General features: G+C 65.8%; 22 protein-coding genes. 20 read left to right on the plus strand and 2 right to left on the minus strand.

All coding sequences use genetic code 11. From position 1 onward, the window contains the following. Positions 1-163: 163 nt before the first annotated feature. The 5 genes from ACIQU6_RS34810 to ACIQU6_RS34830 all read left to right on the plus strand — a co-directional run bounded on the left by ACIQU6_RS34810 (position 164) and on the right by ACIQU6_RS34830 (position 3,559). Entirely contained in the window at positions 164-700 is a 537-nt protein-coding gene (locus tag ACIQU6_RS34810) for a CbrC family protein (protein ID WP_403485715.1), read from the plus strand. A 66-nt stretch (positions 701-766) separates the two neighbouring features. Further along, on the plus strand, positions 767-1,159 hold the full coding sequence (locus tag ACIQU6_RS34815) for a signal peptidase I (RefSeq protein ID WP_403485716.1): 393 nt from the start codon (positions 767-769) through the stop codon (positions 1,157-1,159). A 169-nt stretch (positions 1,160-1,328) separates the two neighbouring features. Continuing rightward, positions 1,329-1,733, plus strand: a complete 405-nt coding sequence (locus tag ACIQU6_RS34820; RefSeq protein WP_403485717.1) for a WXG100 family type VII secretion target — start codon at positions 1,329-1,331, stop codon at positions 1,731-1,733. Continuing rightward, entirely contained in the window at positions 1,733-3,019 is a 1,287-nt protein-coding gene (locus ACIQU6_RS34825) for a DNA/RNA non-specific endonuclease (protein WP_403485718.1), read from the plus strand. Before ACIQU6_RS34820 ends, ACIQU6_RS34825 begins: the two co-directional genes overlap by 1 nt. Positions 3,020-3,028: 9 nt before the next feature. Further along, on the plus strand, positions 3,029-3,559 hold the full coding sequence (locus ACIQU6_RS34830; protein ID WP_403485719.1) for a hypothetical protein: 531 nt from the start codon (positions 3,029-3,031) through the stop codon (positions 3,557-3,559). A gap of 324 nt (positions 3,560-3,883) precedes the next feature. On the opposite strand, the gene ACIQU6_RS34835 is transcribed toward ACIQU6_RS34830, so the two are convergent. Then, positions 3,884-4,114, minus strand: a complete 231-nt coding sequence (locus ACIQU6_RS34835; protein ID WP_403485720.1) for a DUF397 domain-containing protein — start codon at positions 4,112-4,114, stop codon at positions 3,884-3,886. Further along, positions 4,111-4,980, minus strand: a complete 870-nt coding sequence (locus ACIQU6_RS34840; protein WP_403485721.1) for a helix-turn-helix domain-containing protein — start codon at positions 4,978-4,980, stop codon at positions 4,111-4,113. Before ACIQU6_RS34840 ends, ACIQU6_RS34835 begins: the two co-directional genes overlap by 4 nt. A 339-nt stretch (positions 4,981-5,319) precedes the next feature. On the opposite strand from ACIQU6_RS34840, the gene ACIQU6_RS34845 reads away from it, so the two are divergent. The 15 genes from ACIQU6_RS34845 (at position 5,320) to ACIQU6_RS34915 (ending at position 19,876) form a co-directional block, all read left to right on the plus strand. Beyond that, on the plus strand, positions 5,320-5,505 hold the full coding sequence (locus ACIQU6_RS34845; protein ID WP_403485722.1) for a hypothetical protein: 186 nt from the start codon (positions 5,320-5,322) through the stop codon (positions 5,503-5,505). A 122-nt stretch (positions 5,506-5,627) separates the two neighbouring features. Next, complete coding sequence (locus ACIQU6_RS34850; RefSeq protein ID WP_403485723.1) at positions 5,628-6,002, plus strand: hypothetical protein; 375 nt, start codon at positions 5,628-5,630, stop codon at positions 6,000-6,002. Further along, entirely contained in the window at positions 5,999-6,133 is a 135-nt protein-coding gene (locus ACIQU6_RS34855) for a hypothetical protein (protein ID WP_403485724.1), read from the plus strand. Before ACIQU6_RS34850 ends, ACIQU6_RS34855 begins: the two co-directional genes overlap by 4 nt. Positions 6,134-6,145: 12 nt before the next feature. Further along, on the plus strand, positions 6,146-6,298 hold the full coding sequence (locus ACIQU6_RS34860; RefSeq protein ID WP_403485725.1) for a hypothetical protein: 153 nt from the start codon (positions 6,146-6,148) through the stop codon (positions 6,296-6,298). After that, positions 6,295-6,906, plus strand: coding sequence for a class I SAM-dependent methyltransferase (locus tag ACIQU6_RS34865; protein WP_403485726.1), 612 nt, complete (start codon positions 6,295-6,297; stop codon positions 6,904-6,906). The genes ACIQU6_RS34860 and ACIQU6_RS34865 overlap by 4 nt, the downstream gene beginning before the upstream one ends. A 327-nt stretch (positions 6,907-7,233) precedes the next feature. After that, positions 7,234-8,430: a methyltransferase, FxLD system gene (gene fxlM / locus ACIQU6_RS34870; protein WP_403485727.1), complete on the plus strand. Its 1,197-nt coding sequence runs from the start codon at positions 7,234-7,236 to the stop codon at positions 8,428-8,430. Positions 8,431-8,484: 54 nt separating this feature from the next. After that, entirely contained in the window at positions 8,485-8,655 is a 171-nt protein-coding gene (gene fxlA / locus ACIQU6_RS34875; protein ID WP_403485728.1) for an FxLD family lanthipeptide, read from the plus strand. Positions 8,656-8,759: 104 nt separating this feature from the next. After that, complete coding sequence (locus tag ACIQU6_RS34880; protein WP_403485729.1) at positions 8,760-11,777, plus strand: lantibiotic dehydratase; 3,018 nt, start codon at positions 8,760-8,762, stop codon at positions 11,775-11,777. Then, positions 11,774-12,904 carry a lanthionine synthetase C family protein gene (locus tag ACIQU6_RS34885; RefSeq protein WP_403485730.1) on the plus strand — a complete coding sequence of 377 codons (1,131 nt, stop codon included), beginning with the start codon at positions 11,774-11,776 and terminating at the stop codon, positions 12,902-12,904. The genes ACIQU6_RS34880 and ACIQU6_RS34885 overlap by 4 nt, the downstream gene beginning before the upstream one ends. A gap of 17 nt (positions 12,905-12,921) precedes the next feature. After that, entirely contained in the window at positions 12,922-13,710 is a 789-nt protein-coding gene (locus ACIQU6_RS34890; RefSeq protein WP_403485731.1) for a thiopeptide-type bacteriocin biosynthesis protein, read from the plus strand. A 2-nt stretch (positions 13,711-13,712) separates the two neighbouring features. Continuing rightward, entirely contained in the window at positions 13,713-14,789 is a 1,077-nt protein-coding gene (locus tag ACIQU6_RS34895; protein ID WP_403485732.1) for a hypothetical protein, read from the plus strand. 1,007 nt (positions 14,790-15,796) lie between these two features. Next, positions 15,797-16,324 (plus strand): hypothetical protein, encoded by a 528-nt coding sequence (locus ACIQU6_RS34900; protein WP_403485733.1) that lies wholly within the window; start codon positions 15,797-15,799, stop codon positions 16,322-16,324. Between the two features lie 439 nt (positions 16,325-16,763). Beyond that, positions 16,764-17,078: a hypothetical protein gene (locus ACIQU6_RS34905; RefSeq protein WP_403485734.1), complete on the plus strand. Its 315-nt coding sequence runs from the start codon at positions 16,764-16,766 to the stop codon at positions 17,076-17,078. Positions 17,079-17,144: 66 nt separating this feature from the next. Further along, positions 17,145-17,483 (plus strand): hypothetical protein, encoded by a 339-nt coding sequence (locus tag ACIQU6_RS34910; RefSeq protein WP_403485735.1) that lies wholly within the window; start codon positions 17,145-17,147, stop codon positions 17,481-17,483. Then, a complete protein-coding gene (locus tag ACIQU6_RS34915) occupies positions 17,483-19,876 on the plus strand; it encodes a phage portal protein (RefSeq protein ID WP_403485736.1) in 2,394 nt (797 codons plus the stop codon). The genes ACIQU6_RS34910 and ACIQU6_RS34915 overlap by 1 nt, the downstream gene beginning before the upstream one ends. Positions 19,877-20,297 lie beyond the last annotated feature (421 nt).

Below are 20,297 nucleotides of genomic sequence, written 5' to 3' on the forward strand. Positions count from 1 at the left end.
CGAGCCTGATGAGTCATCACAACCCAGACAACTCATAGAAACCACTCCATGTCCCCAACCGTGAGCAAGATCATCAATCGTGGGGCGACCCGTAAGGTCTCAGCGGGACTGTGAGGTGACCCGATCGATGTCGGATTGACGTTGATCGTTACGGTTGCCGGTTGTGATAGAACCGCTTCCTGAGTTTCCGTACCATCCCGATCCGATAGCCACCGGCTCGGTCGTGTCTTCTGACGTGGCCTGTGTCTGCTGCGGGCGCGTTCGCGGGTACATCTACACGTGTGCCGTCTACTCCGTTGCGGATCTGGACGACCGTTTGTGCCCCTGGTGCATCGCCGATGGCAGCGCCGCCGAGCGCTACGACGCTTCCTTCGTGGAAGGTGGCCTGGGGGACGACGTGCCCGTCGAGATCTTCTCGGCGGTTGACAAACACACTCCGAGCTTCGCCTCGTGGCAGGCAACGCAGTGGTTCTTCCACTGCGGGGACGGTGCCATGTTCCTGGGCCCGGCCGGAGCCGCGGAACTCGCGCCCTTCCCGGACGCGCTGGAAATGTTGAGGCGCGAGCTCAGCGAATGGGAATGGCCTACGGACCAGGTCGAGCACTATCTCAGCTCGCTGGACAAGAATGGCCAGCCGACCGCCTACCTCTTCCGTTGCCGGGTGTGTGCGACCCACCTCGCCTACTCGGACTTCACTTAGGGTGCGTTGCGAACGTGCTGGTCGCGTTGTCGGAGGCAGGACGGGAGGGTGTTAGCGTCCGGGCACATGGACGACAGCGTGTACGTGGGCAACGCCGGCCAGGATGCGGCACTGGACCGAGGCTGGCTGCTCGGGCACTTCAAGGATGCAGGCGACCCTCGCCACAGCGACGCCGTAGAGATCAAGTGGGGCATTCACCCGCGGGGTGACACGCGGGCGCAGTGGGTGCGTGGCGAGCAGCGCACGGCCCTTCTGGTCCTCATCAGTGGCCGCTTCCGCGTCGAACTTCCCGGCCGCAGCGTTGTGCTTGAGCGCCAGGGCGACTACGTCGTGTGGGGCAAGGGCGTGGACCATTCCTGGGTCGCGGAAGAGGAATCGGTGGTGCTGACCGTGCGATGGCCGTCTGTCTCCGGGTACGCAGTACCGCGAGAGAAGGAACAGACGGCCTCAGCCAAGTGAGTTCGGGAGTTTTAGTCACTCCCATTCGTCATCTCCTTGGTCAGCACTTGAGGGCGCGCTCTCAAGCTCTCATACGCCGGGTCGCCGATTCCGTTACAGAGTCTCCTGCGGCCCGGCTCTCCGTCTCTGGACAGTGGCTGAAAGGCATTCTTCGCAAGATCGGTTGTCAGTGCTCTGTGTCATCGTCGCCACCTGCGAGCCGGGGCAACTCTCCGAAGCTCGTGCCGAGATGGACGACAAGGCCGAGGGGGCGCGCATGGCTGGTGACGGCTTCGACGTAGACACTGACCAACTCAAATCCGCAGCACCGACGTTCCACCGAGAGTCCGCCGCCCTGGAACGAGCGACAACCAAACTCAGGCAAGCGCTCGACGAACTGGGGGAGCCATGGGGTGGTGACGAACAGGGCAAGAAGTTCGAGCACGTCTACGCGCCGCACCGAGCACAGATCGAGAAGGCGGCCGCGGCCCTGACGAAGGGGCTGTCGAGCATCACCAAGGCCATGAACGACATGGCGGCCAACCACGAGGAGGCCGAGCGGTCGGCCAAGTCTGGTTTCCAGGGCGGTAAGTGATGGGTGCTGGCGACAAGGCCAAGGAGATCGTTCAGGACTTAACCGGGATGTGGTGGCCGGAGGGCGACGAGGACGAACTCCGGGAAGCCGCCCGCGCCTGGCGCGCCTATGCCGACGAGGTTGAGGACTGCACGGCGGTCTGCCACAAGAAGGCCCAGGACGTCATCGACAACAACAAGGGCAAGTCGATTGAGGCGTTTGGGGAGTTCTGGCGTAAGTACCACGGGGGCGGCAAGGGCTACCTCGACGACGTCGCCTCCGCCGCGCGGGACATGGCCAAGGCGCTGGACAAGTTCGCCGACCAGATCGCCGCGGCGAAGAAGAAGATCGAGCACGAACTGGAGATCGCCGGCGCGGTCCTGGTGGCCGGCACTGCCTTGGCTGTCTTCACCGGAGGCATCAGCGAGGTTGCCGCCGCAGGGGCCACGGCGACGCTTGAGGCAGCCGCTGCCGCAGCGGGCGTTGCTGTCTCCGCCACCATTACCGAGATCGCGGGCACCGTCCTGGCGACTGCCGCTATCGGTGGCATCGAGGCCATCACCGTGGACGTCGTTGTTGCCCAGGGTGGCCGGAACCTGCTCGGCGACCAGCACGGCATCAACCTCGCGGAGGTCAAGGACTCCGCTGTCGCCGGCGTGCTTTTGGGTGGTGCTGTCGGCGGAGCCGCACGTGGCATGAAAGCCGTCGCGGAGGCCGACGGTGTCAAGAACGCCGTGGGGAACATACGGCCGGGCGGCTTCGGCAACCTGAACACCCCACTGCCCAACCTCTTTGGCCCGCGCACGGCGATGGCCGCTGAAGGACCCGCCGGTCCCACGGGCCAGCCCCTAATGCGCGGGGCTGAGCATGCTGGAGGGCGCGGCCGGGCTCCCCAAAAGCCGATTCCGCCGTACTGCAAGCCCCTTGATCATCTCGGCCGCGCAACGGGCGTGGAGACGAGGATTACCCAGGACATGCTCGACACCGGCACCAAGCCATCTCGACGGGTACGTCCACCGGGGTGGGAAGGCGAAGCGGCCGACCACACACGCGGGCACCTCCTGGCTCGTTCCCTTGGCGGAGATGGCAGATCAGATGCCAACATCGCGATCATGTACGACCGGGCCAACAACGAGGCCATGAAGGACATCGAGTTGCAGATCTACGACACCGTGAAGAACAAGGGGCCCGTGGACTACTCCGCTACCCCCATCTACGCCCATCCAGACGACCTCATCGCCGCCGGTATCCACATCAAGGCGACGGGCGCCGGGCTGCACATCGACCAGACGATCATCAACAAGTAAGGGTGAAGCGTGTCCGACCTGGAACTCTTGGCGGCCTTTCCTGCCTACGGCGAGGCAGGCCCCGTGCTCAACGACTGGGAAGCCGCGGAGAAGGCCCTTGGTGTCGCCTTCCCCGAACAGTTCAAACGCTTCCTGGACGCCTTCGGCGGCACGAAGTTCGACGACTTCCTCCGCGTCTACCGCGCCGGGGCCGAGAACCCGAACGTGGATCTGATCCAACGCACTTTGGTAGCACGCGAAACGCTGGCGAAGACGGGAGCAGAGATCGCGGAACTGCTGACCGAGCGTGGATCGAGGCCGGCCGAACTCGTGCGGTGGGGCGGTACAGACAACGCGGACATGTGCCTTCTGATCCCGCACGAGGACCCGGAGCAGTGGAGCGTGCTCACCGTCATCGGGCGCGGCCGAGAGTACGACCTGTACGACGGGCCGGTGGAGAGCTATCTGCTACAGGTCCTGCGGCGCGACTTCATCAGCGAGGTGTTCCCGGAGGACTTCCCCGACGACGAACCCAGCTACGAACGCAACCCCTGGATCTAGCCATCAGATGAAGACCCCGACGCTGACAAGGACGGAAACACCTGCCGACGGTTCTTCTAGACTAGACGCCGTTTCTTTTGGGTCGTGGGGCCTAGGACGATGGTCCTGCGCACTGCCCGATGCGCTTCGTCGCAAGGTGCTGGTCGGATAGCGGGTAACTGGAGCGGTCGCCAGCTACGCCTGAACCGTGGAACATCGTTGCTCGGAGTGGCCGTGTTCCCCGTGGCGCGATCCTGCGGCACCGTGGACGGGTTCGAGCAACGTGCACGCAGCAGGGCCCGTCCCCACTTCTCCTGGGGGCGGGCCCTGCCATCAACTCAAAGGTCAGGCCGTGTAACGGCCTTCACGGACGTCGCTGATGAACGCGGAGTACGCGGCCGGCTGGAACTTCAGCGCCGGGCCCGCGGGGTTCTTGCTGTCCCGCACCGGGACGATGCCCTGGATGTTGTGCGCGACCTCAATGCAGTCGCCATTAGCTCCACTATGTGACGACTTGAACCAGTCTGCGCCGGGTAGCTCGACCGCACTGGGGCTGGGTGGGAGATTCGTGTTCACGATCTGCGTTCCTCCATTACTTTCTTGATCAGCTCTCGTGAGCGGTCTTCGGGAAGGGCGGCAGCGATGATCCGTTCCCAGGCGTTCTCAAACGCCTGCACGTCGCTGTCCTCCTCGATGAACGAGCTTCCACGGATGTCCTCGACCTGCACAATCGACGGATAGGGCTTTTCGAAGTCGAGCAGGCTGAACAAACCGAGTAGGCCCGGATGGGATGCGGCACGTATGGGCATCACCTGGATGGTGATGGTGGGGCGCTGGCTGAGCTCAAGAAGGCGCTCCAACTGCTCGTACATCGCCTCTGGGTTCTCGCGAAACTCATGGTGCAGAACGGATTCGTTGATCACTGTCCAGAAGTCCAACGGTCGCTCTGCTTTGGTCAGAACGGCCTGCCGCGCTGTTCTGACGTCGACGCGTGCTTCGACCAGCTCCGGCACGAGGGTTCCTGTTGCCCTGATGATCTCGCGTGCGTAGTTCCTGGGCTGGAGTAGCCCGGGGATCAGGTTGGGCGCGTAGTAGCGAATGCGGGTCGCTTCCGTCTCCACGCTGATGTGGTCCATGTAGGTGGTGAGGATCGCGTCGCCGAAACCGGCCCACCAGCCCTTCTTGGCAGCGTTCTTGGCCAGGTTGGCGAGGGCCAGTATGAACGCCTCATCTGTGACGCCGCACTTTCGCAGGTATGGCTCGACGTCCTTCGCAGGAATGTGCGCCCTCGCGTTCTCGATCTTCGAGAGCTTGTGATGGGGCCAGTTCATGCTGGCGGCAGCAGCCTGCTGAGTCAGGCCGGCATCCTCACGACACCGCTCCAGCATCCTGCCGAGCTGCCTCCGTCGGAGCGTCGGCTTCGCCCTCTGATTCGGCATCATCTTGCCCTTCTACAGCGCTGGTTGAACACCCGAGGTGCGCGGCTGTACCTATCAGGTTGCATTGTGCCCCCTTCAGGTTGCACACGTCGACGTGCATCGGGTTTCGCACGTGCTCTTTTGGGTGCACATGTTGCGCACCCGATGCGCACATGGGCATGCTGGCGACGGGCAGTGACGCGAGGTCATCTTGCGATCACCGTTGGCAGAGGTGGCTGCCTAAATGCCTTCGTGTGCCTGTGTGTTGAGTGGCTTGCCAGGTTCACGGCGGCGTGGCCGTGCCATTGACGAGCGGCGTGGGTGGCACGCGACGTCTTTCCTACCGGCTTGCTGGAGGCGACCGTGAGCAACAGCATCAACTCGAAACCGCGGCCAACGCGGACCACACGACGCCGGGCCATGGGCATCAGGGCTCGCGACGAGCGCCGGGCGTTAGCCGCCGTCCGCGACAAATCCCGTCAGGGCTACGGCGATCCGGCCGACTGGTCCAACGACGAGCTGTACGTCGGCGTAGGTGATGCGTGGTGAGCAGCCTGGCGAAGCCACGGTTCAAACGCACCCACGTGCCTGGATCTACCGAGCGGGTGGAGAGCGACAACGAGCACAATTGTCGTTCGGGGCCACGTGTTTCCGTAGATGAGGCATGGCGGATGCGGAGCTTACGCGGCTCCTACAACCAGCACGTCAAAGAACTCTTCCCCCGCGGGCACGATCGACTCGTCTCCTACGTCATCCGCCCGGCCGGGTCTGACGCTTCGACCGTGCAGTCGCAGTTGCGTGAGCTGGCAGAGGCTCACGGCCGCCACGTCGCATACGACCGCACGGACCTCGCGACGGGCGACCTGGCCTACCGCGAAGGCTTCCAAGACGTCGCCGGCTTGGTCTACAAGGGCTGGGCAGACGGCCTCCTCGTGCCCGACCAGGCCACGCTGACGCTCAACTTCGAGGTCTACGAGCAGGTCGTGCGCTGGTTCGGCGAGCGCAACGCGTATCTGTTCCTCCTAAATCCCGAGGGCGCGGAGTGAACGGCCCCCACCCCCACGTCCGGCTCGACGAGTGCGCCGCCCACCGGCGGCGCACTGTCGCCCAGGTCCTCTACGTCGCCGCCCTGGCCACCCTGGTGGCTGCCTTGGCGGCCGGCATCTCCACGCACTGAAAGGCATCCCCGATGTTCTTGCGCGTCATCCCCGGCCTGGCCCCCGACGGCGAGGTCCTGGACCAGGCCGCCGAACCGCAGCCCGACCGGCCCGAGTTGCCCGAGGCCGTCGTCAGCTACCTGCGAGCGGTCGACGCCGGCCTCGAACCGGAGCCGGCGGCGTGAGCACGGCCCCGATGCTGGTCGACGAGGCGCGCAGCGCGGCGTACTGGGACCGGCACTACTGGCACGGCGGCCGTTCGTTGCACCTGGGCAGCCAGGAGCGGCAACTGCTGCGCATCTACTCCCAGGTCGAACCCGGCCAGTTCGCTGTCGACGTGGGATGCGGACGCGGCTCCCTCGCAGCCGTGATGAACGCCTGGGGCCTGAACGTCCTCGGCCTAGACATGTCGGAGGTCGCCATCGAGGCGGCGCGCGGCACGTTCCAGGAGTACCCGCACCTGCGCTTTGACCAGATGGACATCACCGCGGACTCCGTGCACCCCATGCTGCGGCCCGGCGCGGTGGACCTGATCACCTGCCGCTTGACGCTGCCCTACCTGGACCGGCCGCGCTTCTTCGGCGACGCCCGTCGCTGGCTCAAGCCTGGCACCGGAACATTGGTCGTCACCACTGGCGTCGAGGAGTTGGCGCCGCCGGTAACCGTTCACCGCAGCCTCACGCTGGCCGAAGTCAACGCGCTCGGCGACGACCACTGGCAGCACGTAACACGCTATCCGATCACCGTGGGCGGCTCCGTGCAGTGCGTCGTTCTGCGCGGCCCGATCCGCTGACCCGCCACTGGCTTCGGCAGACGCCGCTCACGCGCCGGCGGACCACCGCGGGTCCGCCAAACCTAACCACCCGTGTGAGGGGGACTGTTGACCGCGATCGGTTGCGCTGGCTCACGTAGTTCAACGCACTGTTGCTATGGCGTAGTTGCTGGAGCCTTGTATGAAGGAAATCGCTCCGCGCCTGACGGTGACGTGAGTAGCGTCCCTGACGGCGCCGCCGCCTTCGGCCCAGCCGTCGCTCGGGCTCGGCGCCGCTGACTACTTCGCGCCACCACTACACTCCGCAAGCGCATGAATACCAGCCGTTCCTCTAGTTTAGGGAGCCTCATGCCCGACACTCAGCAGCTCCGCCAGACAATGGTTGATCAGCTCCGCGAGCTCGACGCGATCCGTACCAGCCAGGTAGAACAAGCCTTCCTCGCCGTCCCCCGTGAACGATTCGCTCCCGGAGAACCACTGGAAAAGGTATATGGAGCCGAGACGGCGGTAATCACCAAGCGTGATGAGCACGGTAACGCCGTCAGCTCCGTCTCCGCCCCTCGCATCCAGGCGTTCATGTTGGAGCAGGCCCAGCCGCGGCCCGGAGACCGCTGTCTGGAGATCGGCTCGGGCGGCTACAACGCCGCTCTGCTGCGCGAGATGGTGGGTCCCACCGGGCTCGTGGCCACCCTCGATATCGACAGGGACGTCACCGATCGCGCCCGCCGTTGCCTGGAGGCAGCCGGGTACAGCGACGTCGAAGTCCTGAGCCAGGACGGCGAGTTCGGAGCCCCGGAGCTCGCTCCGTTCGACCTGATTATGGTCACCGTGGGGGCCTGGGATATCGCGCCGGCGTGGATCAGCCAGCTCTCTGAGGGCGGACGACTCGTCGTCCCGATCCGCGTGCGCGGACTGACTCGTTCCATCGTCTTCGAGCGTCAGGGGGATCACCTGCGCAGCCTCTCGTCGGAGGTCTGCGGCTTCGTGAAGATGCAGGGAGCCGGGGCGCACGAGGAGTCCTTGGTGTTGCTCCGGGGCAAGGAAGCCGCGTTGCGGTTCGATGAGCAACTGCCGGCGGGAATGGAGTCGTTGGCTGGCGTGCTTGAGCAGGCGCCCGTCGAATCCTGGTCCGACGTGACTGTCGGCCAGGCGGAGCCGTTCGACTCGCTGTACCTGTGGCTCGCCAGCGTACTCACGGGGTTTTGCCTGGTGTCCGTTGATCCGTCCCTGGACAGCGGCGTGGTTACCCCTGCGAACAAGATGGCGTGCCCGGCCTTGGTCGATGGCGGCTCCTTCGCCTACCTGACCCTGCGCAAGGTCAGTGACGCCCCGAAGGCGTTCGCTTTCGGGGCCAAGGGGCACGGTCCGGACGCTGACACGCTCGTGAAGCAGATCGTTCACGAGGTCACGGCGTGGGATCAGTCGCACCGCGGCGGCCCCGAGCCCGTGTTCACCGCGTACCCGGCCGGCACGCCGGATGACCAGATGCCCGCAGGGCTCGTCGTCGACAAGCGGCACGCCCGCATCACAGTCTCCTGGCCCTGACACGCACAAGGGCCAGGTAACCGTAAAGCACCACCGATGAAAGGGGAATGGAACATGAGTCAGACCATGGAAAGCGCCGCCCCGGTAGACGGCTCGGACTTCGAGTTGGACGTGACCATCGTGGAGAGCGGCAACGTCTTCTCGGCGCTGACCCGCAGCACCGACGACAACTGCGGCAGCTCGTGCTCCGGCAGCGCCTGCGCCAGCGGCGGCGGCAACGTCTAACAGGTAGCGATCCTGCGAAGCCCCGGAGGGCGGTCTCCGCACCGCCCTCCGGGCCACCCTCGTCGATACTGGAGCAGGAGGTCTCTCCGGCGATGTACCAGCACGTGGATGCCGCGCTGTTACGGGTTTCCCTGCATGCGGGACAGTCAGAGGCCCAGCCCTGGCCTGACTTGACGGGTACCACGGATGAGCATGTCCGTCAGTGGCTCGGTTGGTTGGAGAAGATCCTTGCCGACACTACGATTGCGGAAGCCATAGCGGCAGCAAGCCCTGTTCTCCTCTCCGAGGCCAGGTCCTTGTGTGGCGGGGACCAGAGGCAGGCACGCCGCGTGCGGCGGGTGCGTCGGGTTGTCCTGTCCGTCCTGCGGTACGTCCTGCGGGCCGAAGGTCGAGCTACCCCCTTCGGCTTGTTCGCCGGCGTCGCACCCGTGCGCTTCAGCCCGCACACCGCCGTCCGCATCGGCCATCGACATCAGGCGGCGCTCAGGGCGGACGCGGGCTGGCTCGATGGGGTCGTCCGGGGCCTGGAGGCGATACCAGAACTCCTGGACCAGTTACCGGTGATCGCCAACGATCTGTGCGTCGTCCAGGACGGCCGCCTGACCGTACCGTGGCAGCCGAACACCACACCGGCGGGTGGCAATCCGATCGTGGCGTCCATTCGCCTCACCAAGCCGATACAGGCGGCCCTGCAGGCCGCCGCTTCTCCCGTACCGCTGGGGCGGATAGCCCGTTCGCTCGGCGAGACCCTTCCTGCGGCCTCGGCCAAGTCCATTGCCACGTTGCTGTCCGGGCTCGTTGAGTGCCGTGTCCTGCTCACAGCGCTCCGCCCGCCGATGACCGTGCTCGATCCGCTGGCCCACGTCCTTGAGATCGCTTCGCAGGCGGGTGCGGATGAGCTTCCGTCAGCGTCCGCGCTGATGCACGAACTGCGGGTCATCCGCGATGACTTGCGCTGCGGGCTCCAGACTCCTGCTGACCTGAGTAGTCGGATGACGGCGGTGTCCTCCGTCAGCGGGCCGCCGTTCATGACGGACCTGAAGGTCGATGCCACGTTGAGCCTTTCGCCTCAGGTGGCACACGAGGCCGCCGCGGCTGCGGCAGCGCTCACTCGCCTGACCCCAAACCCCGTCGGGCACCCGGCGTGGTTGGACTACCACGGCCGCTACCTCGACCGCTACGGCGTCGGCGCGGTGGTACCTGTCTTGGAGATCACCAACCCAGACATCGGTCTCGGGTTCCCCGCTCGCTTTCGCGACTCGGCGCTGAAGGTTCACGCCCGGCGACTGACCGCACGGGACGCCCGCCTTCTCGCACTCGCCCAAACCGCCGCCGTGGAAGGAGAGTTGGAGGTCGCCCTGAGCAATACGGCCGTGGACGAACTCTCAGATGGGGTAGAGCTTGCTGCGGTCCAGCCGCACGGTGAGCTGATCTTTCACCTCCAGGCCCTCTCCGCAAAGGACATAGATCGCGGCGAGTTCACCCTTGCTGTCACTGGCGCGCCCCGCACGGCAGGCACCACCACGGGCCGGTTCCTCCACCTCCTTGCCCCGTCCGACCGCGACCGCATGACCGCTGCCTACGCCGGCCTTCCCACGTTGCACGGCGGAGCCATCGACGTGCAGGTGTCTGGGCCGCCCCTGTTCACCAGAGTGGGGAACGTTGCCCGTGCTCCCGCCGTGCTGCCCCGAACCCTTCACATTGCCGAACACCCCCTACCAGACGGGGACATGGTGAAGCTGAACGACCTCGCGGTGTGCGGCGACAACACCCGTCTGTGGCTGATCTCGCTGACCGATGGTCGACACGTGGAGCCGCGGGTGATGAACGCGGTGGAGTTCCGCAACAACACCCAGCCGGTGATCCGGTTCCTGTGCGAGATCACCAACGCCTTCACCCCCACGTTCACCGCCTTCGACTGGGGCGCGGCCGGACGGCTTCCGTTCCTCCCCGGTATCCGCTACAGGCGGACCCTCCTGTCCCCCGCGCGCTGGCGATTACCCGCCACGGCCCTCCCCGGTCCTACAGCCACCTTCGAGGAGTGGGAGAAGGCGGTCCGGGACTGGTTAGGGAAGTTCCGGGTCCCCAACCTCCTCCACCTCACGGAGCGTGATCTACGGATCCGCCTCGATCTCGCGGAGCCAAGTCACCTGGCCCTGCTGCGAGATCACCTCAACCAGCACGAGAACGCAGTCCTCAGCCAAGCTCCCAGCCCACAGGATCACGGATGGATCGACGGGCGTGCCCACGAGATCGCCCTCCCCTTCGCCGCCGAACACCCCGCCCCGGCAGCCACGCGGCCTCGACCTTCGGCTCCGCCACCCAGGTGCAGTCCGCCCCGGCTGCCCGGCGTTTCCCCGTGGCTGTACGCCAAGCTCTACGGGAATCCCGACCGGCAGGACACCGTCCTCACCCAAGCCCTGCCTGATCTCCTCACCGCCCTAGGCGACGCCGCAGCGTGCCAGTTCCTGCGATTCGAAGACCCTGATCACCATCTGCGTATCCGGCTGCGTCTGCCCGGCCCAGACGCCTTCGGCCCCGCGGCCCGCGCACTCGGCACGTGGGCCACCCAGCTACACGAGCGGGGCCTGGCCACCCGCCTTCAACTCGACACCTACCAGCCCGAGACCAACCGGTACGGGACCGGTGCCGCCTTGGACGCCGCCGAGGAAGTCTTCGCCACCGACTCCCAGGCCGCCATCGTCGAAATCAGGCACGCCACCGAACGGCGCCTCCACCGGCACGCGGTGACGGCCGTGAGCATGACGCGCATCGCCGCCACGTTCCTCGGCGACACCGACACCGCCATGCGGTGGCTGACTGACACCATCCCCGCCAGGTCAACCAGTCCCGTGCCCCGCGAGGTCCACCGCCAAGCGGTCTCCCTCAGCAACACACCTGACAGCCAAGGTACTTCTGACTCGTGGATGGCACGGGACGTGGCCCTAGCTGCCTATCGCGGCCACCTCGCCTCCAGCGATCTCGACTCCAGCCAGGTCCTCCTGTCCCTGCTGCACCTGCACTACCTCCGGACCTGCGGCATCGACCCCGAGGGCGAGCGAGCCTGCCATCGCCTGACCCGCGCAATCGCGCTCGCACACACCCAACGGAGCCGCACATGACCAGTACGATCAGCCAGACGTCACTGGCCAAAGGCACCGCGGGCACCGCCCTGCTGCACATCGAACGCGCCGCCGCCGGCCTCGGCCCATGGGACACCGCCCACACCTGGCTGACCCGCAGCACCGAAGGCGTCCTCAACACCTCACCGACCACCGGCTTGTTCTACGGAGCCGCAGCCACTGCCTTCGCCATCCACCTCGCCGCCACCCACACCGGCCGGTACCAACGCACCCTCGAAACCCTCCACAGCGCCATCACCGCGACCACCAGACGCAGGCTGGACACGGCTCACGCAAGGATCGACCGAGGCGAGCTCCCGGACTTCTTCGAGTACGACCTGATCTACGGCCTCACCGGGCTCGGTACGTACTTCCTGCGCGCCGATCCGCACGGCGAGACAACCACGCGCATCCTGACCTACCTCGCCCGGCTCACTGAACCTCTCCCTGACGGCACACCAGGCTGGTGGACCAGCCTGGCCCCCTCCGGCCAGCCCTCCCCGGACTACCCGGGCGGACACGCCAACTTCGGCATCGCCCACGGCATCACCGGCCCCCTCGCATTCCTCGCCCTGGCACGGCGCGCCGGAATCACCGTTCCCGATCATCTGGCCGCCATCGCACGAATCTGCACATGGCTGGACACGTGGCGACAGGACAGCGACCACGGTCCCTGGTGGCCCGAAGCCATCACCCCGCCCGAGACCGCAACCGGTGCAATCCGACAGCAACAGCCGCTGCGTCCGTCCTGGTGCTACGGCACCCCCGGCATCGCCCGCGCCCAGCAACTCGCCGCCCAAGCCACCAAAGACCTGCCCCGGCAGCGCATGGCCGAGACCGCTCTGCTCGCCTGTCTCACCGTCCCCGAACAGCGCTCCCAGCTCACCGATCACACGCTGTGCCACGGCACGGCCGGCCTGTTCCAGACCGCATGGCGAGCCGCTGCCGACGGCACTTCCCCAGCGTTCGGCAAGCAACTCGCCACGATCGGAGCCCAGTTGCCCGACGTCACCCCGCCAGATAACGCTCCAGGGCTCCTTGAAGGATCCGCGGGCATCGCCCTAGCCCGGCATACCGCCACTACCGGCCCAGTCACTGACTGGGACTCCTGCCTCCTCATCAACTAGCCCCAAAGCGAGTCGCGATGACCACCAGCTTGGATACGCCCTGGCTCCAGACCCACATCAAGTTCCCTGACTGGCAAGCCGCCGAACAACTGGCCATCAGCCATCTTCGGCCCCATCTCGCCACCGCCAAACACCTCACCGGCTGGCACTTCATCCGCAAAGGGCAATGGTGGCGGCTGCGCTACCACCAGCATCCAGACGCCACGACGGAAGCCGACACCATCCTGGCACAAGTCCCCGGCATCCAGTGGCAGCACGGCATCATCTACGAACCCGAGACCCACGCCTTCGGCGGCCCCGTCGCCATGGACATCGCACACAGTCTGTTCCACGCCGACAGCCGCCAGATCCTCGACCACCTCGCTCGCACCCGCCACCACCGCGACGACCGCCGCGAAATGGCTCTCCTGCTGATGACCGCGCTCATGCGCGGCGCGGCCCAAGACTGGTACGAGCAGGGCGACGTCTGGGCGAAGATCACAACCGACCGGCCCACCACACCGAGCCAGCTCGGCCGTCTCGACGCCGTCAAAGTCACCCTGAAACCTTTCCTGACGGTGGACACCGGACCGGACGCCACCTTGGTGACCACCGGTCGCCTCGCCAACGCTGCGCCTTGGCTCGACGCCTTCGCCACGGCCGGGCGGCAACTCCACCAGTCCGCGCAAAACGGCCACCTCAGCAGAGGACTGCGGGCGGTCCTCGCCCATCACGCCCTGTTCCACTTCAACCGCCTCGGCATACCGCACGCCGCCCAGGCCCTCCTGGCGCTCGGCGCCAAAGAGGTCGTCTTCGAGGAGAAGTAGACATGCTCGCCGTACGTTCTGCTCTCGGCCGGTTCCCGCTCGTCCGTCGATTCCGCCCACCATGCCCGCCGCTGCCCGAGCGGATCGCCGAACTGCACCACCTCTCCGAACTCGCCACCCAACAGGGCGATATCCGCAAAGGCTCAGCCGTCTACAACCTCGCCGCCCTGATCGCCGTCGACAGCGGATTGCCGCACCTAGCGCGCGAGCTGTGCTGGCAGCACGCCAACCTCTACCTCCAGCACCAACCTCTACCCGGTCAATGGGCGTGCTTCGCCCTCGAACCTCTCGTCAACCTCGCCCAGATCCACAACCGGCTGGGCCACGGCGAGCGGGCCTTCCAACTCCTGACCAACCTCCATCGCGCCACCACCTCTGCAAGCGATACGACCCTGGACGGCACGCCACTTTCCGTGGCCGCACTCGCCCGAACTCTCCAAGACCAACGACAACTCCGCGAGTGGGCAAACGGCGTCTACCGACAAGATGGCGCCCGTGCACTTGTCGCCGCCGACCAGTGGAGCGCAGCCAACGCCCACCTTCAACAGGGCAACTGCACCAGCTCACGCATGTTCGAGGCCCGGCAGATCGCCGTCATCGCACTCATCACCTCCGGCGAAACAGCACAGGCACTGACAATGCTCCGCGCCACCGAGCCTGGCGAGCCCTGGGAACAGGCAGTAACCGCCTGCCTGGAGGCCCTGTGCGACGCCTGGAGCGTTACTCCCGCACTCGACATCTACCAGCGCCTCGAACTGGCCAAGGAGCACGTGGTCTTCCACACCCGACTCGGTCTGGCATTGATCGACACGGCGACCCGCGCAGACCACGGATTCCCAGAACACCACGCCACCACGCTGATCGAGCACGTACTCAACGCTGGGGACGGTTACGCAGCTCGCGACCTCCTCAACCACCCAGCATGCTCAGAATTCCTCGACGCCCACAGGCTCCAGAAGCTCTGCGTCACGGTAGCGGCATGCGCTCTTAGCCAAGGCCAGAGCGCCGAGCAGTTGAGGGAGCGCTTGGCTACCGCCTTGGCAGCTAGCGCTGCCGTGATCCACCGGACGCTTTCCTGATCCAGTCCGAGCACGCGTAGGCGCCGAAACTCATTCGCCACAGGCGTTTCAGGCATCGGTGTTTCGGACACTTCGCACCGCTCAACATCGGCCTCGGTGCGACGCCCATCCGTTCGACCCCTTGCTGCCGTTGATGGCAAGCGCGTCCGAAATCGAGCGCGTTCGATTCTCCGCAGGCGTCGTTAGACCGTGCACTGCCGAGCCCCCCCCTCAGACGCAGCACCGCCCCAAGGAGGGATGTGGCTGATCTCGACCAACATCTCGACAGCCAACGCCGAGATGCCGCCCGCTCCATCCTTACGGGATCCACTACAGCGGCGAAGTCCGAGTCAATCCGCTCGGCAGCGTCTGGTTCACGTACATGTGCGCCCGCCGGACCTGTTCAGCCTCAGCTCCGACAGGCAGCAGGAGCGGCGATTCCAACCACCCAGGAGAGGTGGATTGCTGACCATGTGTCACCATCCAAACTGCCAGGAATGCCTCCGTGCCGACCACTCCAAAGGGCACCCGACTCCCGAGCCGCCCGCACCGGAGCCTCCCGTGCCTGCTGTCGCAATTTTCCTCATGGGCGTTGCCGTCGCGCTGCTCATCTGCGGGTGGGCTGGTCTGCTATCACTCATCCACAACGCCTTCAGCTGACGTCCCACCGCAGCCTGCCCGGTTATGTCGCCGGCCGCCAGGAAGCCGAGGCTTGCCCGCTGCCTACAGGCACTGATTGCCCAACGGATACGACTCGGTGCTCTCGCTGCCTAACATGACCTGTGCCAGTGGCACCTTGACAGCGGCCAAGATCATTTCCCCGTGTACGGCCAGCGATTCCCCGCTCGCGGTCCCCAACGGCGGCCAGTTGCACTCCCCGGGGACAGAGGGCCGGTCACACGCCGTTATGGCGACGCAGCTTCCCGCCTCTCCCTGCGGCCAACGTTAAGGTGGGTGCGGTGGAGCTCTGTGAGGTTCGTCAGGGAAATCGGGATGCGTTTGGGCGAGCTGGCGCGCAGCATTGCGGGATGCCGGATTTGCTGTGGGATGACGTCAGGAACTTCTTCGATCCTGACCTGATGGGGGCTCTGCCGGATGTGTGCGTGCCGGACGCCTCGGTCGCCGACTGGGAGGCCGTGTTCGACCTGATCCGGTCGAGCGGATGGCCGTGGGAGTACTTGGAGGGCGGCGTCGTCGGGCCGCTGCCGTCGGCCGCGGAGGTGTTGTCGCGACCCGCCGATGCGGATGCTGTCGATCTGCGGGTCTGGCCGGTCCCGGATGTGCTGGCGATCTTCCGTCCGATGTCCGCCGACGAGATCGACTTCGACGTCGACCTTCGCGAACTGCAGGGCCAAGCCGGAGTGGACACCCTGTGCGAGTTCCTGGGGGCGATCGGCCGGCGGCTGGACAAGCCGGTGGTCATGACCGGCGAGGGCGACTATGGGAATCCGGTGCTCGGGTTCGACCCCGCGGCCGACCGTGTGGTGTTGCTGGCGGACCCTCAGCTGATCGAGCTGGCCGGTGGCGCAGTAGGCAGCGCCGGCGCAGATGAATGACGCACGGCAGGAACCACCAAGCCGATCCTTAGTCACCCACAGTGATAGTTTTCGCGGCCAGTTGACTCCCCATCAGGTGGCCGCAGACGGGGAGATCCAACTGGCTGCCAACAGCACCTGTAACAGATCGGGCGCTGCTGACGTTCCTCGCTGTGAAATGGGGTTGATCTTGCGTCGCCCCCACCAGCGACACAGCGCGGAGGACACGGTGACGACGGCTACAGCTCCCCACTCACCGGCAGCAGGTCGGACCCACTGGCAAGAAGCCCTGTTCCAAACACTGCCCGCCCCGCCACTGCCCGCCGCGCCGCTGCCCACCTCGCCGCTGCCCGCGCCTGAATCAGAGGCTCCGGCAGAGGAACCAGAGACAGTGACAGCGCCGCCGGTTCTGGCGAACGAACCCGATTCGCTTGCCCAGAACTTGTCACACATATGGGTCGTGGCTGCTGAGATCGAGGTAGAGCCCCGCATCGCCAGCATCGCCGACTTCCGCGGGTCCTTCAGGACGCTCGATGGGCAGCGCGTTGAGGCGCTGGAGGTGTATTGCCGGGGCTGCCGTCGGCCGTACGACGAGGTGAAGGGCCAGGACTGCGAGGAGAAGGTCGATAACCGCCATCTCATCGGCGGGGACCAATCCACGCGGAAGAAGCGCAAGCTGCCGCCGCCCCCGAAGGGTTCCCAGATTCTCCCTGGCGAGAGGATCCAACGACGAGGCATCCACGCCTACATGGCTGGCGTCAGCCGCCCACGATGAATCACCCACTCTGGCCACCTGGGGAGGAGGCGACACTAACTGTGGCCCGTGCCCATGGTGCGGGTTGTGAGTACATCGCCTGAGACACCCACGCCGCGAAGCATCGCGCGCGAGGCCGCCGGACTACTGCTCGTTGCTGCCGGCGTCCTCTCCGTGCTCGTCACCCTGGGAGCGATCCATCCGCTGTTGTGCACCGCCGCAGCAGCGGGCGGTACCGCCGCCGCGTTCGGCTGCCTGTCACCGCCGACAAGCCGGACTTCACGCGTCGCCGCGAGCCTGGTCAGCCTGGTCGTGGCGGCGGCCACGATCGGCAGTGCCTTCTTCTATTACCCCCCGTTGGGTTGGCTGGAGGTCGGTGCAGGTATCACGGCGACGGGCGTGTGGCTGGCCAGTGAGGGGTCCTGATGCCGCGCCAGTTCCTGCCCGGTCTCCGTCGTCTCCTCACGCCCCAATCGGCCTTGCTTGAGGCGAAGTCGGCCGGGCCGATGGGGAGCAGCTACGTTTCGATGACGCACGCAGGCACCACGACAGTGTGGGGCGCCGAAAATCGCGCAGCTGGTTGGGATCTCGACCGCGTCATCCAAGAGGGCTACGAACGCAGCATCTGGACATTCAAGGCCGTCGAGACAATCTCCAAGCACCCAGGCGCCCTCAACATCGAGATCGGCCGTGGGGGCGACGAGAGACAGTTCGCAGAAACCCTCACCGATCACCCCCTCTTGCACGTCCTGAACGTCCAGGCCAACCCACTGGAACGCGCAGCAGTCTTCAAGAAGCGACTCTCAGCGCAGCTCCTACTCTCCAAGCAGGGGGCATTTGTCGAGGTCACGCGCTCACGCGCGGGCACCATCACGCGACTCGATCTACTCCCGCCCTCCCGAGTAAACCCAATTCCCGACCCGCATGGCGATTACCTCTCCCATTTCGAATTCACCACCTACGACGGCCGCATCCGCGAACTGGACCCCAACCGCATCGTCTGGCTTAGAGACCCCCACCCGACCGATCCCTACTGCGGTATCACCCCGCTTGAGGCCGCGGGCCTCAGCGTCGACCTGGACGTGAAGGCCCGTACCTACAACATCGCCTACATCGACAACGATGCGCGCCCCTCGGGAATCATCGGCATCGACGTCGACGGACTCGATCAGCGCGAGATCGACAGGATTCAGCAACGCCTCGCCCCCGGGGCACAGCACGCCGGCGAAACCGTCGTCGTCGGGTCCGGGCCTGGTGGCCTCAACTACGTGGACACCAGCACGAGACCGCGCGACATGAACTACCAGACGCTATCCCAGACCGCCAAGATCGAAGTGCTGGCAGCTTTCGGCGTTCCTGAGAGCGTCATCGGCAATGCCTCAGAACGCACATACGCCAACGCCGATCGCGAGGAGTGGAACTTCTGGCAGCACACAGAACTGCCGCATCTCGCCTTGATCGCCAGCGCCTTCGACCTGGATTTGGAAGACGACTGGTCTCTCCGGTTCAACACCTCGCCGGTGGCGGCTCTGGAATATCCGCGTCGTACACGCCGTGAGGAAGCCCGCGCGGAGTGGAATGCCGGGCTGATCACCGTGGATGAGTATCGAGAGATTGCCGGTCGACTACCTTTCAATACGCCTCAGTCGCGGGCCTTGTGGATCAGCCCGCAGAAGGCCCCCATTCCCGCAACCGACCAGGACGCCGCAGCTCTCGGCATGGCACAAGGCTCGCCAGCAGAGGCCACGCCTGGCACACAGGTCGCAGGCCAGCCGTCCCTCAACGCTCGGCACGATTCCTCAAGTGATACTGCCGTGGCTGCTGTTGAGGGGGCGCGCCGTCACAGTCCAGCATCGAGCGCCGAGGATGTCGTCACCGAAGCACGCAGCCAGATGCACGACGGCTATCAACTCGCTGGTGCGGCCGCGGCCGCCGTTGACGAAGCCCGTGCCGACCACCAGGCGCTACCCGCTGAAGGGCCTGCGGTAGATGCTGTCGATGAGGCCCGCCGTATCGAGACCAAAACGCTCCCTAGGGTCATGGAGTTCACTGTCGGGGGCACGGCCTTCGATCGGGCCCATGCCGCCATCGGGGCCGCCCTAGGTGCCCTGTTCGCCCGGCAGGAGGGTGTCATCACTGCCCGGCTGCGATCGCCGAAGACACGCAAGGGAACGCGATTCTGGACTGCTGATGGTCCGTCCGATACTCGGGGTGGCAACGATCCGATGGACATGGAGAGGGTCGTCGGGGCGGAGAAGTGGCAGGACGAGGTGATCGCCACTCTCACGCCGATCCTCACGCGCATCGCTCGCACGACAGCGAAGGATGCTGCGGACGCTCTCGGAAGCAGCGTGAACAGCGGGGCCTCGGCGGGCATCGGGGCCGCCGTGCTCACCGCGGCGACGGTCGCCGCGGATGCGATGCGCGCGTTCCACCGCGCCCTGGAAGTGGCTCTCGACGATGGTCAACGTTCAGACGCCAACCTGAGCGAACTGATCAACATTGTCGAAGAAAGACTGGGCGAGGGATCGACACGCATCATCGACATCACTGCCGAGTCCGCAGCCACCGCCACCGTCAACGGTGCCGCGGACGCTGTCGCGGCCGCCAACGAGCACAGCATTGAGCGAACCTGGCAGACGCGACTCGACGACCGGGTCCGCCCTGCCCATGCCGCCGTGGATGGGCAAACGCTACCCGTGAACGAGCCGTTCGAGATGGAGGGTTGGCCCGTGCTATTCCCAGGGGATCCGCTGGCCCCCCTCGCCCTCACCGCCAACTGCCGGTGCCGCCTGCGATATCGAGCGGCACTCAGGTAGAGAGATTGGTGTCCCCCGGGGGGAATTCGCAGTCAGGTCAAAGGTGTTGCCGGTGCAGGTTCAGGATCGAGCCGGGCAGCACCAAGTCATTCGTCGCCTGTCGGTGTCCTGTTTCATAAGCCAGTCGCTTCCGCCATATCGAGACCGGAATGCCTGCGCGGGCAACTTGAAGCACCGCTCGCGGGGACCGAATTTGTACGCCACGCCAGGACTCTGACCAGAAGCGCACAACACCTGTTAGGCCGCGACGTTAACCACCTGCGGTGTGCATGGTCCGCCGCATGCCGAACCACTCCGTCAATGCCTTCTCCGACTTTGAGACCAAGCGCGCTCGCCGCCCCTGGCGGGAGGAACTGCACCCTCGTGACTCGAAGGGCCGTTTCATTGAGACGGGTGGGGTGGCACGGCTGTGGGGCGGCGG

Origin of the sequence: Streptomyces sp. NPDC090442 (assembly GCF_044769405.1) — a bacterium.
GTDB lineage: Bacteria > Actinomycetota > Actinomycetes > Streptomycetales > Streptomycetaceae > Streptomyces.

Coding starts and splice junctions, on each gene's coding strand:
- ACIQU6_RS34895 (WP_403485732.1), top strand. CDS start 13,713: ATGCTCGCCGTACGTTCTGCTCTCGGCCGGTTCCCGCTCGTCCGTCGA.
- ACIQU6_RS34900 (WP_403485733.1), top strand. CDS start 15,797: ATGCCGGATTTGCTGTGGGATGACGTCAGGAACTTCTTCGATCCTGAC.
- fxlA (WP_403485728.1), top strand. CDS start 8,485: ATGAGTCAGACCATGGAAAGCGCCGCCCCGGTAGACGGCTCGGACTTC.
- ACIQU6_RS34840 (WP_403485721.1), bottom strand. CDS start 4,980: ATGATGCCGAATCAGAGGGCGAAGCCGACGCTCCGACGGAGGCAGCTC.
- ACIQU6_RS34850 (WP_403485723.1), top strand. CDS start 5,628: ATGCGGAGCTTACGCGGCTCCTACAACCAGCACGTCAAAGAACTCTTC.
- fxlM (WP_403485727.1), top strand. CDS start 7,234: ATGCCCGACACTCAGCAGCTCCGCCAGACAATGGTTGATCAGCTCCGC.
- ACIQU6_RS34890 (WP_403485731.1), top strand. CDS start 12,922: ATGACCACCAGCTTGGATACGCCCTGGCTCCAGACCCACATCAAGTTC.
- ACIQU6_RS34860 (WP_403485725.1), top strand. CDS start 6,146: ATGTTCTTGCGCGTCATCCCCGGCCTGGCCCCCGACGGCGAGGTCCTG.
- ACIQU6_RS34825 (WP_403485718.1), top strand. CDS start 1,733: ATGGGTGCTGGCGACAAGGCCAAGGAGATCGTTCAGGACTTAACCGGG.
- ACIQU6_RS34885 (WP_403485730.1), top strand. CDS start 11,774: ATGACCAGTACGATCAGCCAGACGTCACTGGCCAAAGGCACCGCGGGC.
- ACIQU6_RS34915 (WP_403485736.1), top strand. CDS start 17,483: ATGCCGCGCCAGTTCCTGCCCGGTCTCCGTCGTCTCCTCACGCCCCAA.
- ACIQU6_RS34815 (WP_403485716.1), top strand. CDS start 767: ATGGACGACAGCGTGTACGTGGGCAACGCCGGCCAGGATGCGGCACTG.